Genomic DNA, 15,034 nt, shown 5'->3' with positions numbered 1-15,034 from the left:
TCAGGCTCATAACCTGAAGGTCAGAGGTTCAAATCCTCTCCCCGCAACCAAATAAAAAGGGATCCGCCTCAAGGCGGGTCCCTTTTTGTTTTGCTTCGGGGATTACGGATATTGAACCCGCAAACAGGCCAAGCCTGTTTGCCAGGTTCTTTGCGAAGGCCAACGGCCGGAGCTGAGCGACCAAAGGGAGCGCTAATCCTCTCCCCGCAACCAAATAAAAAGGGATCCGCCTCAAGGCGGGTCCCTTTTTATTTGATCACGTGAAGCGCCTTGGAACCTCTGATGTTCCTGCGTTCTGAGCCTGTGCTCATAACTTGAAGGCTGAAGCTGTGAAGAAATCGCTCCAGTGGAGCGATTTTACGCTGAAGGTTGAGCACGACCGACAGGTCGCGCGCAGACTGCGGGAGGCCTCAAGATCAATATTATCGGCCTGAAACAATCCTAAGTCAGCATTCGGGTATGTTAACCGCGATGCCGCCTGTCGATGTTTCTTTGTATTTCAGGTTCATGTCCCGTCCGGTTTCCAACATGACCTTTACGCAGTTATCGAGCGGCATGAAATGTGTGCCATCACCGCGCAGTGCCAAGCTGGCGGCGGATACGGCCTTGATCGCCCCCAGAGCATTTCGTTCGATACAGGGAACCTGAACCAAACCGCCCGCAGGATCGCAGGTCAGTCCAAGATGATGTTCAAGGGCGATTTCGGCAGCATTTTCCACTTGTTCGTTGCTGCCGCCCAATGCTGCACAAAGCCCGGCAGCAGCCATGGCCGAGGCAGAGCCGACTTCGCCCTGACAGCCCACTTCTGCGCCGGAAATAGATGCATTGTGCTTGATAATGCCGCCAATGGCAGCGGCAACCAGAAGCATATCGCGTGCGCCTTCTTCATGCGCACCGTAACAATGGTCGCGATAGTAACGAAGGACGGCTGGGACAACACCAGCAGCGCCATTGGTGGGCGATGTGACCACCCGACCACCAGCGGCATTTTCCTCGTTTACCGCCATGGCATAGACACTGAGCCAGTCATTGGACACATGTGGTTGCGCCATGTTGTTCCCGCGTTCATCACACAGTGCTGCATGGATTGCCTTTGCACGCCGGTTGACCTTAAGCCCACCGGGCAGAACACCATCAAGATGCAGACCACGATTGATACAATCATTCATCGCCTGCCAGATGGTGTTGAGTTTTTCATCAAGGGCGTTGCCATGAATAACGCGCTCATTGGCACGTTTCATTTCGGCAATGGTTTTTCTTGAGGCCTGTCCCATGGCCAGCATCTCTTTGGCCGAGCCAAATGGGTAAGGGAAATCATGCGACTGTTTTTTCGCATTTAGCGACTGCGAAGCCCCTTCGCGTTCTGCCAGAAGCTCCGCCTCACTCATGACAAAGCCGCCACCGACCGAATAATAGGTTTCGCGATGGCAAAGCTGTTCGTCGTTATCAAACGCGCTGAAGGTCAATGCATTGGCATGTAGTTCAAGCGGCGGGCCATAGTCAAAAATGAGGTCTTTGGTTGGGTCGAACCTAAGGGTCCCAACGCCTTTTGGTGAGATGGTTTTTGTCTCATGGACCTCGGCTTCAAGCTTTGCGGCCTGATCGGGATCCAGCGTATCGGGCAAAAGGCCAATCAGTCCAAGTACGACAGCACGATCCGTTGCGTGACCTTTGCCCGTAAAGGCCAATGATCCGTGCAGAGAGACAGATACAGATGCCAACCGGGTCGTTCCAGGGGCATACAATGCAGGGTCTCTTAGGTCGTCAAGAAACCGGGAAGCTGCCGTCATCGGCCCCATCGTATGAGACGATGACGGGCCGATGCCGATCTTGAAAATGTCAAAAACTGACAAAAACACCTGAATTACTGACCGTAGATCGGATGGGCAGCACACAATTCGTGGACTTCAGCCAAAACCGCGGCTTCGACTGTGGCATCACCTTCGGGATTGTCTGAAAGAGCTTCGATTACCTTAAGGACCAATTAGCCAACCTTGCGGAATTCGGCTTCGCCAAAGCCACGCGTGGTGCCGGCCGACGTGCCAAGGCGAATGCCCGATGTTACAAACGGTTTTTCCGGATCAAACGGGATGGCGTTCTTGTTACAAGTTAATCCTGCGCGTTCGAGCGCCGCTTCGGCCACCTTGCCGGTCACCCCTTTGGGGCGCAGATCGACCAGCACCATGTGACAATCGGTTCCGCCTGAAACAATACCAAGGCCGCCTTCAATCAGAACATTAGACAGAGAACGGGCGTTTGCGATCACCTGTGCGGCATATTCTTTGAAGCTTGGCTGCAGGGCTTCGCCGAATGCAACCGCCTTGGCGGCAATCACATGCATGAGCGGACCACCCTGGTTGCCCGGGAAGACAGCTGAGTTGAACTTCTTTGCAAGGGCTTCGTCATTGGTGAGAATAATGCCACCGCGCGGGCCACGAAGGGTTTTATGGGTGGTTGAGGTCGTAACATGCGCATGCGGCACCGGGTTCGGGTAATGTCCGGCACAGATCAGACCGGCATAATGGGCCATATCGACCATAAGATATGCGCCAACCTCATCGGCAATTTCGCGGAAAGCTTTGAAATCGATTTCACGGGGATAGGCCGATGCCCCGGCGATGATGAGTTTTGGTTTGGTTTCAAGTGCGACCCGACGCACATCTTCCATATCGATCAGATGGGTGTCTTCGCGCACTTCATAAGAAACAACATCAAACCACTTGCCAGACATCGTGACGTGTGAGCCATGGGTAAGGTGGCCGCCATGTGCGAGTGACATGCCCATGATCCGGTCGCCGGGTTCCAGCAAGGCCAGGAATACAGCCTGATTGGCCTGTGCGCCGGAATGGGGCTGCACATTGGCAAATTCGGCACCGAACAGCTGCTTGATCCGGTCAATGGCGATACGTTCAACCACATCGACATGCTCACATCCGCCATAGTAACGGCGACCCGGATAGCCTTCGGCATATTTGTTGGTCAGAACAGATCCTTGGGCTGCGAGAACGTCCTTGGAGACGATATTCTCCGATGCAATCAATTCGATCTGATTTTGCTGACGCGAGAGTTCATGATTGATGGCATCGGCAATGACGGTATCGGCAATGGTCGAAAGAACGTTTTGATCAGTCATGGATCTGTCCCATTTCAAGGTTCGGCGATGAAGGACGATGCCCGAAAGGGCGCTTATTCTGCGGCGAGTTCGGCGCAGCCCGTTTCAAGAAGCGAAATGACATGCGGTGCAAATGATCGCCAAAGATCAAGGCGATATTCGTCGGAACCATCGCGCCAAAGCACGGCGGATACGCCATCAAAAATGGTGCGGCGGGCTTCGCCGACCGGCAGAAGGTCAAGATCGCGCGGGCAGCCGATTGTCATCAGGTCGGTGGCTTTTGCCCCAGTGATCTGAATGGCGATTTCACGGTCTGAAACTTCCGTCAGGCTGTGTGGTGCTTTGGTGTAGATTGCTTCACAGGCATCAGTGATTTTTACCGCCTGATCTTCAGGGGCCAGAACAGTCCATTCGTCGGGACCCAGGCAGAGCACTTCAATCTTGTTTTTACGTGTGCACTGACCGATTTTAGTCGGAAGGGCAACGCCCAGCGCCTTGGAAAGAGCAGTCTGTTCACCGGTGCCCGCACGCAACGAAAAGCGCGCGACGGAGGGCAGAAGTTCAACGCTGACAGCGGAACTTGTGGCCAGTGTTCGGGCCATATTTAGATCGACATGTGCAGTCATTGCAGTCTTCTCCGTTCATATGACGGTATTCAAAATGACAAGGTTACAGCTTTAGACGTTACAGCTTCAGACGGGCACCTTCGGGGTCGTAAAATGTCGTGCCCGTGATCGTTGCCTTGATCGTTCGGTCGGGCATCGGGATATAGACCGTATCGCCGGTTTTTCCGTGGCCGCCTTCAACCAGGGCAAGTGCGATTGGACGGCCGGCTGCATCGCTGTGATAGGACGATGTCACGTGACCCACCATTTTCATCGGAATGGGCTGGTTTGGATCAAGTACGATCTGCGCCCCTTCTTCGAGTTTGGATGTGCCGTCCTCGGTCAGAAGGCCAACCAGTTGTTTGCGGCCTTCGGCGGTAAGGTCCGGACGGTTGAGCGCACGCATACCGACAAAATCAGGTTTGTTTTTGCCAATCGCCCAGCCGGCACCCGCATCATAGGGCGTTACCGTGCCGTCGGTATCCTGACCAACAATGATGAAGCCCTTTTCTGCACGCAGCACATGCATGGTTTCCGTGCCATAGGTGCAGATGTCATATTTCTGGCCTGCATCGAATAGTTTTTCCCAAAGCGCACGGCCATGACGGGCTGGGACGTTGATTTCAAAGCCAAGTTCGCCGGTAAAGCTGACGCGGAACAGGCGGGCCGGGAAACCGGCAAAGGTGCATTCGGCAATCGACATGTGCGGGAATGCGGCGTCAGAGATATCAAGTCCTTCGACAAAGGGTTCAATCAGGTTGCGCGCATTCGGACCGTTAAGTGCGATGGTCGACCATTGTTCGGTGGTCGAGGTCAGCCAGACTTTAAGGTCTGGCCATTCGGTCTGGAGGTAGTCCTCCATCATATTGAGAACGCGCGCCGCACCACCGGTGGTGGTGGTGATGTGGAAGCGGTCATCGCTGAGCCGTCCAATCACACCGTCATCGCGGATAAAGCCATCATCGCCGAGCAACAGGCCATAGCGGGTCCGACCCGGTGCCAGTTTGGTCCAGGGATTGGTGTACATGCGGTTCATGAATTCAACCGCATCGGGGCCAACAACCTCGATCTTGCCAAGGGTGGATGCGTCAAACATGCCAAGGGATTTGCGCGTTTCGCGGCATTCGCGGTGCACAGCGGTGTCCATGTCTTCGCCGTCTTTGGGGAGGTACCACGCACGACGCCACAAGCTGACGGGTTCAAACACCGCACCGTTTTCTTCGGCCCAGCTATCAATCGGAGTTTTGCGGGTTACTTCGAAATGCTCACCCTTGTGATAGCCGGCAAAGGCGCCAAAACTGGTTGGGGTGTAAGGTGGCCGGAAGGTGGTCAGACCGACTTCGGGCTGCTTTTTGCCAAGGGCATCGGCGGCAATGTTCAGGCCGTTGATGTTTGACATCTTGCCCTGATCGGTTGCCATGCCGTTTGTCGTGTAGCGTTTGACGTGTTCAATTGATCGCATGCCTTCACGGACTGCTAGGCGCAAATCCTTGGCGGTCACGTCGTTCTGATAATCGACAAAGGCCCGCGCCTTACCCGGATCAAGGTCGGTCGGCAATTCGGTGTGGCTTTCGCCCGTGCCGGGACGGTCATTTACGACAGTTACTGTTTGGGCCTTTGACGATTTTCCAAGCGCCTTGGCCGCAGCCGCGCCCATGACAGCACCATCATTAAGCGCAGCCGCAATGCCCCAAAGGCCGCGACCGGCACCTGCAATCTGGCATTCCTCGGTAATGCGGTCCGGAAGGAAGGTCTGACTTTCGTCATCCCATTTCAGCGACCCCTTGGTGTGGGAAAACAGATGGAGTGTCGGCGTCCAGCCACCACAAATCAGCAGGCTGTCGCAACTGATGTTCCGAGCTGAGAGAACCTTGCCATTTTCAACCTTATTTACACGGACCGACTTGATCCGCAGTCGCCCAGATGTTCCTGTCGCAGTATGTCCGGGAAGAACCGTGATTCCGCGCGCTGCGGCTTCTTTGATCAGGTCCGCGTTCGGGGTCGGGCGGGTGTCGACGATGGCTTCGATCTGTGTACCTGCCGATGCAAGATCAAAGGCCGCATACCATGCACTGTCGTGACTGGTCACAATCACGGCCTTATTGCCAACGCGCACGCCATATCGGTTCAGATAGGTCTGTGCGGATCCGGCGAGCATCACGCCCGGACGATCATTGCCATCAAACACCAGCGGTTTTTCAAGCGCACCCTGTGCGAGAATGACCTGCTTGGCCCGCACACGCCACATGCGTTCACGCGGGGCGCCTTCGGCAGGTTTTTCTTGATGATCGGTCAGCTTTTGACACAGGCCGATCATGTTTTGATGGTAATAGCCAATTGCGGTCGTGCGGGTCATGATCTGTACGCCGAGGTCTTTAAGCGCACTGATTTCAGCGTCAAGCCAATCCCATGCCGGTTTGTCCGCAATAGACGCCTGCGGTTCGCTCAGAAGCGTTCCACCCGGTTCGGAATTTTCATCAACCAGTGTGACGCGCAGTCCGGCTGTGGCTGCCGCACGTGCCGATGCAAGGCCAGCCGGACCCGCACCAATGATCAGGACATCGGTATGCAGATAGCGTGACGCATAATTGTCCGGGTCGGGTTCGCTTGGTGAGACGCCAAGACCAGCCGCCGCACGAATGAAAGGTTCGTAATATTTGTCCCAGAAGGAACGCGGCCACATAAAGGTTTTGTAATAGAACCCAGCGGAAAACAGCATATAGGCACGGTCATTGATCGCACCGACATCGAACTTCAGGCTGGGGTATTTGTTCTGGCTGTTGGTTTCAAGACCGTTCCAGATTTCCTGCACGGTAGCGCGCGTGTTCGGCTCGAACCGACCCTTGCCACGGCGGGTGCCGATCAGGGCATTTGGTTCTTCGGAACCTGCTGCCATCGGGCCACGTGGACGGTGATATTTAAACGAACGCCCCATCAGCTGAACGCCATTGGCAATCAGGGCGGAGGCAACAGTATCGCCTTCAAGGCCCTGATAGGTCATGCCGTCAAAAGTAAAAGAAACCGGTCGGTTGTGAAGGACCCGGCCACGGCCCGGAACGCGGAAGGTGGTCATTTTGAAGGCTCCTTCATTGACGCATCTGCAAGCAGGACGGCAAGGTCCGGTCGTGGGGCGTCGGCTTTGTAGGTCGTCAGAAAACGATCCGAGACGGTATCGCGCACTGCGTTAAAGAACCGGCCACAGCCATGGGCATGACGCCAGCGTTCAAAATGCGGGCCTTTGACGTTGGTGCGAATGAACAGGAAGTCGCGCCATTCATCATCGGTTTTATCCGCCGGGTTTTCCGGGCGGGCGATATGGGCCTCACCGCCATAGGTAAATTCCAGTTCCGGCAGTGTTTCATCGCAATAAGGGCAATGTACGAGAAGCATGTTCGTTCTCCTCAGTGTGCGACGGCGGCAGCAGCCGCCTCGTCAATCAGACGGCCAGTCCGGAACCGGTCCAGCGTGAAGGGGGCATTGATGTCATGCGGGGTGCCTTTGGCAATCGTCCATGCAAGGGTATGGGCAGCACCCGGTGTGGCCTTAAAGCCACCCGTGCCCCAGCCGCAGTTGACATACAATCCGGGCACTGGCGTTGTGCCAAGGATCGGGGAACGATCCGGCGTTACGTCAACAATGCCGCCCCATTTGCGCAGCATCCGCATACGGTTAAAGATCGGGAAAATCTCGCAGATCGCTGCAACCGTATGTTCAATCAGCGGCAGGCCACCACGTTGCGAATAACTGGTGTATTGGTCTGTGCCAGACCCAATCACAAGCTCGCCCTTGTCAGATTGACTGATATAGGCATGCACGGTGTTGGACATGACAACGCACGGGAAAATCGGTTTGATCGGTTCGGACACCAGTGCCTGTAGCGGATAGCTTTCAAGCGGCATACGAACACCGGCAGAATCCATCACAACGCTGGTGTGGCCGGCAGCTGATACCGCGACTTTTTTCGCGCGGATAAAGCCCTTGGCGGTTTCAACGCCCTCAACCGAACCATCGGGACCACGGCGGATCGCGGTGACCGGGCAGTTTTGAATGATATCAACACCACGTTGGGATGCACTTCGGGCATAGCCCCAGGCAACCGCATCATGACGTGCGGTTCCGGCACGCATCTGAAGCGCACCGCCCATGACGGGGTAGCGTGCATTCGGCGAAATGTTCAGCGGAGGGCAGAATTCTTTGGCTTCTTGTGGTGTCAGCCAGCGGTTATCAACACCGTTAAGGCGGTTCGAATGAATGTGACGCTGGAACGATTGCACATCATGAACATTGTGCGCCAGCATCAAAACACCACGGCGCGAGAACATAACGTTATAGTTCAGGTCCTGGCTAAGCCCTTCCCACAGATCAACTGCGTGGTCATAAAGCTTTGCACTTTCATCATAGAGATAGTTCGACCGGATGATCGTGGTGTTGCGCCCGGTGTTGCCGCCACCAAGCCAACCCTTGTCGATCACCGCAACATTGGTGATGCCATGTTCCTTGGCCAGATAGTGCGCGGCACCAAGTCCATGGCCGCCAGCACCAACGATGACGACGTCATATTCTGACTTGGGTTGACTGTCGGGCCATTGCGCCTGCCAGTTCTTTTGTCCTGTCAGGGCATTCTTTAGCAGCGACAAAGCAGAAAAATGCGTCATGGTGAGGCGGCTCCACTGGGTGTCATCAATTTTACTAATTAGAAGCTATTTTTCGAAATCGTGATTGGATATTTGCGTCATATCCGTTGTAAGTATTTGCCATCTTTCGCGGAGAAAACAGATGACGCAGCCGAAAGCGCCGAAACTTAGGGTCGGATTTATCTTGGCCCCCCATTTCACCATTTCGGCCTTTGCCAGTTTTCTAGACGTCTTGCGTCTGGCGGCAGACGACGGAGATCAGTCGCGTCAGATCAATTGCGAATGGCATATTCTATCGCATAACGGCCAACCGGTACGATCAAGTTCTGCGGTTGAAGTGCGCCCTGATGCACCTTTGGCCCGTCCACAAGATTATGACTATATCGTTGTTGTCGGCGGGTTGTTGAAAGAACAGGTCAGAATCGGTCCGGAATATATCCGCTTTCTTCGAGATGCAGCCAATCGAGGCGTGCCGCTTGTCGCGCTGTGCACGGCTGTTTTCTTGATGCATGAGGCGGGGCTGCTTGATGGCTATAAATGCTGTGTCAGCTGGTTCCATCATGACGATTTTCTTGAAACGTTTGAAGGCATGGTACCGATTTCCGACCAGATATTTGTCGTTGATCGGGATCGACTGACCTGTTCGGGGGGCACCAGTTCAGCCCATCTTGCGGCATTTTTGGTTGAACGCCATGTCGGGCGTGCTGCGGCCCAAAAAAGCCTGCACATCATGATCATTGATGAACTTCAGGTTGCCGAAAAACCACAGCCGGGTTTGCCACTTGAACTATCGACCCGTGACCCGCTGGTCAGTCGGGCGTTATTGCGTATTCAACAACGCCTTGATGCACCAGAACCCGCCGAGAATCTTGCGAAGGCACTCGGTGTCAGTAAACGCAAACTCGAACGCCATTTTCACAAGGCCCTTAATATTACGCCGTCCATCGCCGCCATGCGCATTCGCATAGCACAGGCAAAAATGATGATTGAACGTACGGACAGAACAATTGTCGATATTGCCAATTCGACAGGGTTTTGTGACGCATCGCATTTCAGTCGCGTGTTTTCAAAGCAAGAAGGGATGGCTCCGGCGGCCTATCGGCAGGCGAGCAGGTTGGGCCCAGCCGACGTTTGATTTTCGTTTCTGAGGATCCCTTTAAGCCAGACCATCATAAGCCAAACTCATCAGCAGACAGAAACACCATAAAAAAGGCGCAGCCTTGAGAACGACTGCGCCTTTTGGGGGATAGGTCTTCCCGCTAGCTGCGCGGTTTGAGGTTTTCCGGATCGTAGAGCGGCGTGTAGCCAATCCCCACGACTTCGACCGGATAGATCTCGTCGAAATAGGAGACGTTCAGTTTGCGACCTTCCTGACAATAGTCCCATGGCAGATAGGCAAGGGCGATGTTTTTGCCAATGCTGGGACCAAAGGCGATGGAGGTCGTGTAGGAACGACGACCAAGTTCATCTATCAGGGTTTCGCCGGTTTCGGGTTCCATGACCGGAAGATTACCCACCGGATAACGTGCTACACCTTGTGCGTCGACATTGTCGGTCATGACAAGGGTACACAGCATTGCTGGTTGATGTTCGCGTTCACGATATTCGACGTGCTTTGCCTTGCCGCAGAAATCGGCTTCCTTGACCTTCGGGCGGGCAAGGGCTGCTTCGAGAAGGTTGTACTGGGTGTGCAGATCGGCGTTTTGCAGGCGAAGTGACTTTTCCAACCGGCGCGAGTTGGCATAGGTTTCAACACCAACTGCCATCACACCGATCCCGCGCAACGCATCCCAGACGGCAAGGCCGTCTTCATAGTGCATATGCAGTTCCCATCCTTGCTCCCCGACATAGGAAATTCGGAAGGCAGTTACGGTTTTACCGGCAATCTGGATTTGACGGATTGCTGCAAACGGGAAGGCGTCGATGTTTAATTCATCCGGGTTTTCAACGACTTTCTGCAAGTTTTCGCGTGCGTTCGGTCCCCAGATACCAATGGTTGTGAATTTCTCGGTGACATCGGTAATGGTGACATCAAGACCCTTATCCATTGCAACACGACGCATATGGATAAGGTCGCGTGGACCGGCATCCGCACCGTTCACCAGACGGCAGCGATCTTCCATACGAAACATGGTAAAGTCCGCACGAACGTTGCCTTCCTCGTCGAGCATATGGGTATAGATACCCTTGCCGATATTGGCATCCCCGCCAACTTTTGCCGCGCAGAGCCATTCCATGAGTTCAACATGGTCGGGGCCTTCGATTTCGGTCATATGGAAATGCGACAGGTTAATGATGCCGCAATCATCACTCATGGCGAGCTGTTCGGCATTGGAAACGCGCCAGAAGTGGCGGGTATCCCACTCGTTTTCACGCACCGGAACACGGTCGGCATATTTTTCAAGCAGATGTTCGTTCGACGCATAACCATGCGCGCGTTCCCAACCGCCAAGCTCCATGAAGTATCCACCCAGCTCGACTTCGCGCTCATAGAACGGGGAGCGACGAATGCCGCGTGCATTGGCAAACGGCTCACGCGGGTGGACTGGCGGGTTGTAGATCTTTTTCGCCGTCTCATAGCAACGGTCATAGATGTATTTTTCGTCGAGCTGGAATTCATTGTAGCGGGCAAAATCAATTGCATGATGATCGACATGGGTGCGGCCATGGGTCATCCAGTCGGCAATGAGTTTGCCCATGCCCGGTCCGTCTTTGATCCAGATCCCAACAGCATACCACAATCCGCGCAGTTTCTGACTTTCCCCCATCGCAGGGCCACCATCGGCCGATGATTGCAACAGGCCGTTAAACGAATGGCTTTCGTTAAAGCCAAGCTCGGTCAGGATTGGGGTAAGTTCCATGGCGCGTTCAAGCGGTTCGATCACATCTTCGAGTTCGAGATCGCGCTGCGACGGAGACAGGCGTGCCTGGTCTTTTTCAAGAATGTCGCGCGGATGCACAAGACGCGGGTTTTCTTCGTAGTAATATCCCCACTCGATCTGACCGCCTTCAGTACTTTTGGGGTCGCCCGTATCGCGCATATAGGCCGAGTTCCCCTGATCACGTAGAAGCGGCATGCCGATTTCAACGCCAGTGTTTTCAAACGCGTTATAAGGCCCAAAGAACGTCAACGGATGATCGACCGGCATCACAGGCAAATCTTCGCCAGCCATTTCCGCAATCAAACGGCCCCAAAGACCAGCACAGACAACAACATGATTGGCATGGATCGTGCCACGTTCGGTCTTAACACCGACGATGCGGCCATTTTCGGTGATTAGATCAAGGGCCGATGTGTTGGCAAACATTTGAAGTTTGCCGGTGGCAGCAGCCTGATCAATAAGTTTGCCCGCAACAGTTTGGGAGCGTGGTGTCACAAGACCAGCATCGGGGTCCCACAACGCACCCTGAATTTGGTCTTCTTCAAGCAGCGGGAATTTTTCCTTGGCCTCGGCAGCACTGATGATTTTGACATTGGTGCCAAACGCCTTGCTGGAATCAACGCGGCGTTTGAGTTCTGCCATGCGTTCGTCATCACCAACACGCGCAACTTCGATGCCGCCGATGCGCGCGTAATGGCCCATCTTTTCATAGAAATCCATGGAGTACATGGTTGTCCAGCACGTCAAAAGATCGTGGCTTGTCGCAAAGCAGAAGTCAGATGCGTGCGCCGTGGAGCCAACGTCAGTTGGTATGCCGGACTTATCGATACCTACAATATCGTCCCACCCGTTCTCGATCAGGTGATGGGTGACCGAAGCCCCCACGATACCGCCGAGGCCGACGATGACGACGTTAGCCTTTTGTGGAAATGCGGCCATTTTTTTCATTCCTTGTTTTCGAGACGATTATCATTGGTCGGCATGGGACAATATGTCGGGACCGATTTGACCCGGCCCCGACACTCATTTGGCCTATAAGGTGAAGACCACAGTGCGATGATTGTTCAGCATCACCCGACCTTCAAGATGATATTTTACAGCACGGGCGAGAACGCGGGCTTCAATGTCGCGACCCGTGGCGACAAAATCATCCGCAGACATCGCGTGGTTTACCCGTTCTGTTTCCTGTTCAATGATCGGGCCTTCATCAAGATCAGGGGTGACATAGTGTGCCGTGGCACCAATCAGTTTCACCCCACGGTCATAGGCCTGATGATAGGGTTTTGCGCCCTTGAACGACGGCAGGAACGAGTGGTGAATATTGATGATCATGCCATAAAACTGGCTTGAAAGCTCGTTGGTCAGAACCTGCATATAGCGGGCAAGGACGACCAGTTCAGAATTGGTCTGTTTGATCAGGTCGGCCAGTTTGGCTTCCTGTTCAGTCTTGTTGTCTTTGTTCACCGGCATGTAGTGGAACGGAATGCCTTCCTGCTCGGCAACTTTGCGGGCGTCTTCGTGGTTGGAGACAATTGCAGCAACTTCCGCATCAAGCCATCCCACCTTGATTTGATAGAGCAGGTGCAGCATGGCATGGTCGAATTTCGACACCATGATGATAATTTTCGGACGCCGCGAAACGACATCGACTTTCAGCTTCATGTTGAAGCGGTCAACCGACGGATTAAGTGTTAGAACAATTGAATCCTTGTCGATTCCTGCCGGTACACTGATCCCCACACGAAGGAAGAACTGGTTCGTATGACGATCCCAGAACTGATTTGATTCGATGATATTTGCACCGCGCGATGCCAGTGCAGACGTTACCGTTGCAACGATGCCCGGCTGGTCGTCACAGGCAATGCGCAGGATGTAAGAATTTTCGCTCACTGGATCAGTTCCGTTTCAATTGGGTTAAGGTGCGTCTCAGAGCTGACCTTCCAGCTCCGGCAGGACATCAAACAGATCTCCGACAATACCGTAATCTGCGACCTGAAAAATCGGTGCATCTTCGTCGGTGTTGATGGCGACGATGACCTTTGAATCTTTCATGCCCGCCAGATGCTGGATCGCACCGGAAATACCACACGCGATATAAAGATCGGGGGCCACAACCTTGCCGGTCTGACCGACCTGCAAGTCGTTTGGAGCATACCCGGCATCAACAGCCGCGCGTGATGCACCAACGGCCGCACCAAGTTTATCTGCCAATGGGGTAATGACGGCCTTGAACTTTTCTTCGGAGCCAAGTGCGCGGCCACCCGAAACGATGATCTTGGCTGATCCCAGTTCAGGGCGATCATTTTGCGACAGGATATTTTCGATGAAGGATGATTTTCCGGCATCCGTCGCACCGACATCAATGCTTTTGATCGGGGCTGTGGTGCTGCCGTCTTGCGTTGCACCAAAGCTTGACGTCCGGATGGTCATGACCTTTGTCGCATCAGTCGTTTGAACGACTTCAACCGCATTTCCCGCATAGATTGGGCGTTTGAACGTATCGGCATCGACGACGTCCATTACCTCGGAAATCTGCATCACATCAAGTAGGGCCGCGACGCGCGGCAGAATGTTTTTGCCGTTTGCGGTTGCGGGCGCAACGATGGTGTCGTAGTCGCCGCTTAGCGAGACAATGAGGGTTGCTGCGTTTTCTGCCAGTTGGTTTTCCAGCGCATCACTCTCAGCAACCAGTACAGTACGCACGCCTGAAAGCTTGGCACTTGCTTCGGCGACCACACGAACATTTTTGCCCGCAACCAGAATATCGATGTCACCACCGATCTTTGCCGCAGCACTCAGCGCCTTTGCGGTCTGCTCGGAGAGTGTGACGTTGTCATGCTCGGCAAAAAGAAGAATAGCCATAATTTCAATCTCCGCTTGGTTCAGATGACGCCAGCTTCGTTCTTAAGTTTTTCGGTCAATTCCGCAACGTTGGCGACCTTGACGCCAGCCTGACGGACAGCGGGTTCTTCAACCCGGATGACGCGCAGACGCGATGCGACGGTAACGCCGAAATCATCGGGCGTCTTCGTATCAAGCGGCTTTTTCTTGGCCTTCATGATGTTTGGAAGCGACGCGTAGCGCGGCTCGTTCAGGCGCAGGTCAGCCGTCACAATCGCGGGCAGACTGATGTTAATGGCCTGAAGCCCACCATCGACCTCGCGGGTGACTTTCGCGCTGCCGCTGTTAAGCTCAAGCTTGGAAGCAAAGGTTGCCTGCGACCAGCCCAGCAGTGCTGAAAGCATCTGACCGGTCTGATTGGCATCATCATCAATGGCCTGTTTGCCAAGGATCACAAGTTCGGGTTGTTCGTCCTTTACGACGCCAGCAAGAATTTTTGCGACGCTAAGCGGTTCGACAGGCCCATCGACGGTAATCAGGATGGCGCGGTCTGCGCCCATGGCAAGGGCGGTGCGCAGGGTTTCCTGCGCTTGTACCGGGCCGATGGAAACGGCAACAACTTCGTCTGCCTGACCATTTTCCTTTAAACGAACTGCCTCCTCGACGGCAATCTCGTCAAACGGGTTCATCGACATTTTGACATTGGCAAGGTCGACGCCGGAACCATCCGCTTTAACGCGAATTTTCACGTTGTAGTCGACAACCCGCTTTACTGGTACGAGTACCTTCATCATTTTCCTCTCTATCGAAGCCCCGGACAGAATATCTGTCTTAGGACGACCAGCGCATCAGCCGCGGTCTTTGGTGCGTATCAAAGATTGGAAGCATTACATGCTGTGACACTTCCGAAGGTAACATCGGTTTTGGGTGTGTTTTCCCGGAAGTAGGGTAAGATCAACA

Annotated in this window: 10 protein-coding genes and 1 pseudogene; 1 reads left to right on the top strand and 10 read right to left on the bottom strand. The window is 54.2% G+C overall.

Annotated features, from left to right (window positions below; translation table 11 throughout):
- Positions 1–446: 446 nt before the first annotated feature.
- The 6 genes and pseudogenes from AMM48_RS00230 to AMM48_RS00205 all read right to left on the bottom strand — a co-directional run bounded on the left by AMM48_RS00230 (position 447) and on the right by AMM48_RS00205 (position 8,372).
- A complete protein-coding gene (locus AMM48_RS00230) occupies positions 447–1,859 on the bottom strand; it encodes an L-serine ammonia-lyase (RefSeq protein ID WP_102782457.1) in 1,413 nt (470 codons plus the stop codon).
- Between the two features lie 5 nt (positions 1,860–1,864).
- Positions 1,865–3,133, bottom strand: a pseudogene (glyA, locus tag AMM48_RS00225) (serine hydroxymethyltransferase).
- Positions 3,134–3,186: 53 nt separating this feature from the next.
- Positions 3,187–3,738, bottom strand: a complete 552-nt coding sequence (locus AMM48_RS00220) for a sarcosine oxidase subunit gamma family protein (protein WP_102782456.1) — start codon at positions 3,736–3,738, stop codon at positions 3,187–3,189.
- A 58-nt stretch (positions 3,739–3,796) separates the two neighbouring features.
- The gene (locus AMM48_RS00215) at positions 3,797–6,790 is read right to left on the bottom strand and encodes a sarcosine oxidase subunit alpha (protein ID WP_102782455.1); all 2,994 of its coding nucleotides are present in this window, start codon (positions 6,788–6,790) and stop codon (positions 3,797–3,799) included.
- Complete coding sequence (locus AMM48_RS00210) at positions 6,787–7,107, bottom strand: sarcosine oxidase subunit delta (RefSeq protein WP_022733386.1); 321 nt, start codon at positions 7,105–7,107, stop codon at positions 6,787–6,789. The genes AMM48_RS00215 and AMM48_RS00210 overlap by 4 nt, the downstream gene beginning before the upstream one ends.
- A gap of 11 nt (positions 7,108–7,118) precedes the next feature.
- Positions 7,119–8,372, bottom strand: coding sequence for a sarcosine oxidase subunit beta family protein (locus AMM48_RS00205; protein WP_022733385.1), 1,254 nt, complete (start codon positions 8,370–8,372; stop codon positions 7,119–7,121).
- Positions 8,373–8,493: 121 nt separating this feature from the next.
- Here AMM48_RS00205 and AMM48_RS00200 point away from each other — a divergent pair, with 121 nt between their 5' ends.
- Positions 8,494–9,486: a GlxA family transcriptional regulator gene (locus AMM48_RS00200; RefSeq protein ID WP_102782454.1), complete on the top strand. Its 993-nt coding sequence runs from the start codon at positions 8,494–8,496 to the stop codon at positions 9,484–9,486.
- A gap of 124 nt (positions 9,487–9,610) precedes the next feature.
- On the opposite strand, the gene AMM48_RS00195 is transcribed toward AMM48_RS00200, so the two are convergent.
- The 4 genes from AMM48_RS00195 to AMM48_RS00180 form a co-directional block, all read right to left on the bottom strand.
- Positions 9,611–12,172, bottom strand: a complete 2,562-nt coding sequence (locus tag AMM48_RS00195; protein WP_102782453.1) for an FAD-dependent oxidoreductase — start codon at positions 12,170–12,172, stop codon at positions 9,611–9,613.
- A 93-nt stretch (positions 12,173–12,265) separates the two neighbouring features.
- Positions 12,266–13,123 carry a formyltetrahydrofolate deformylase gene (gene purU, locus AMM48_RS00190; protein WP_102782452.1) on the bottom strand — a complete coding sequence of 286 codons (858 nt, stop codon included), beginning with the start codon at positions 13,121–13,123 and terminating at the stop codon, positions 12,266–12,268.
- Between the two features lie 36 nt (positions 13,124–13,159).
- A complete protein-coding gene (locus AMM48_RS00185) occupies positions 13,160–14,095 on the bottom strand; it encodes an FAD-binding protein (RefSeq protein ID WP_102782451.1) in 936 nt (311 codons plus the stop codon).
- Between the two features lie 20 nt (positions 14,096–14,115).
- Entirely contained in the window at positions 14,116–14,865 is a 750-nt protein-coding gene (locus AMM48_RS00180) for an electron transfer flavoprotein subunit beta/FixA family protein (RefSeq protein ID WP_102782462.1), read from the bottom strand.
- Between the last annotated feature and the right edge of the window lie 169 nt (positions 14,866–15,034).

The sequence above is a fragment of the Thalassospira sp. GB04J01 genome (assembly GCF_000751115.1).
Classification (GTDB): Bacteria; Pseudomonadota; Alphaproteobacteria; order Rhodospirillales; family Thalassospiraceae; genus Thalassospira; species Thalassospira lucentensis.
The sequence above is the reverse complement of the archived record's forward strand: the minus strand, read 5'-3'. Positions and strand labels throughout refer to the sequence as shown.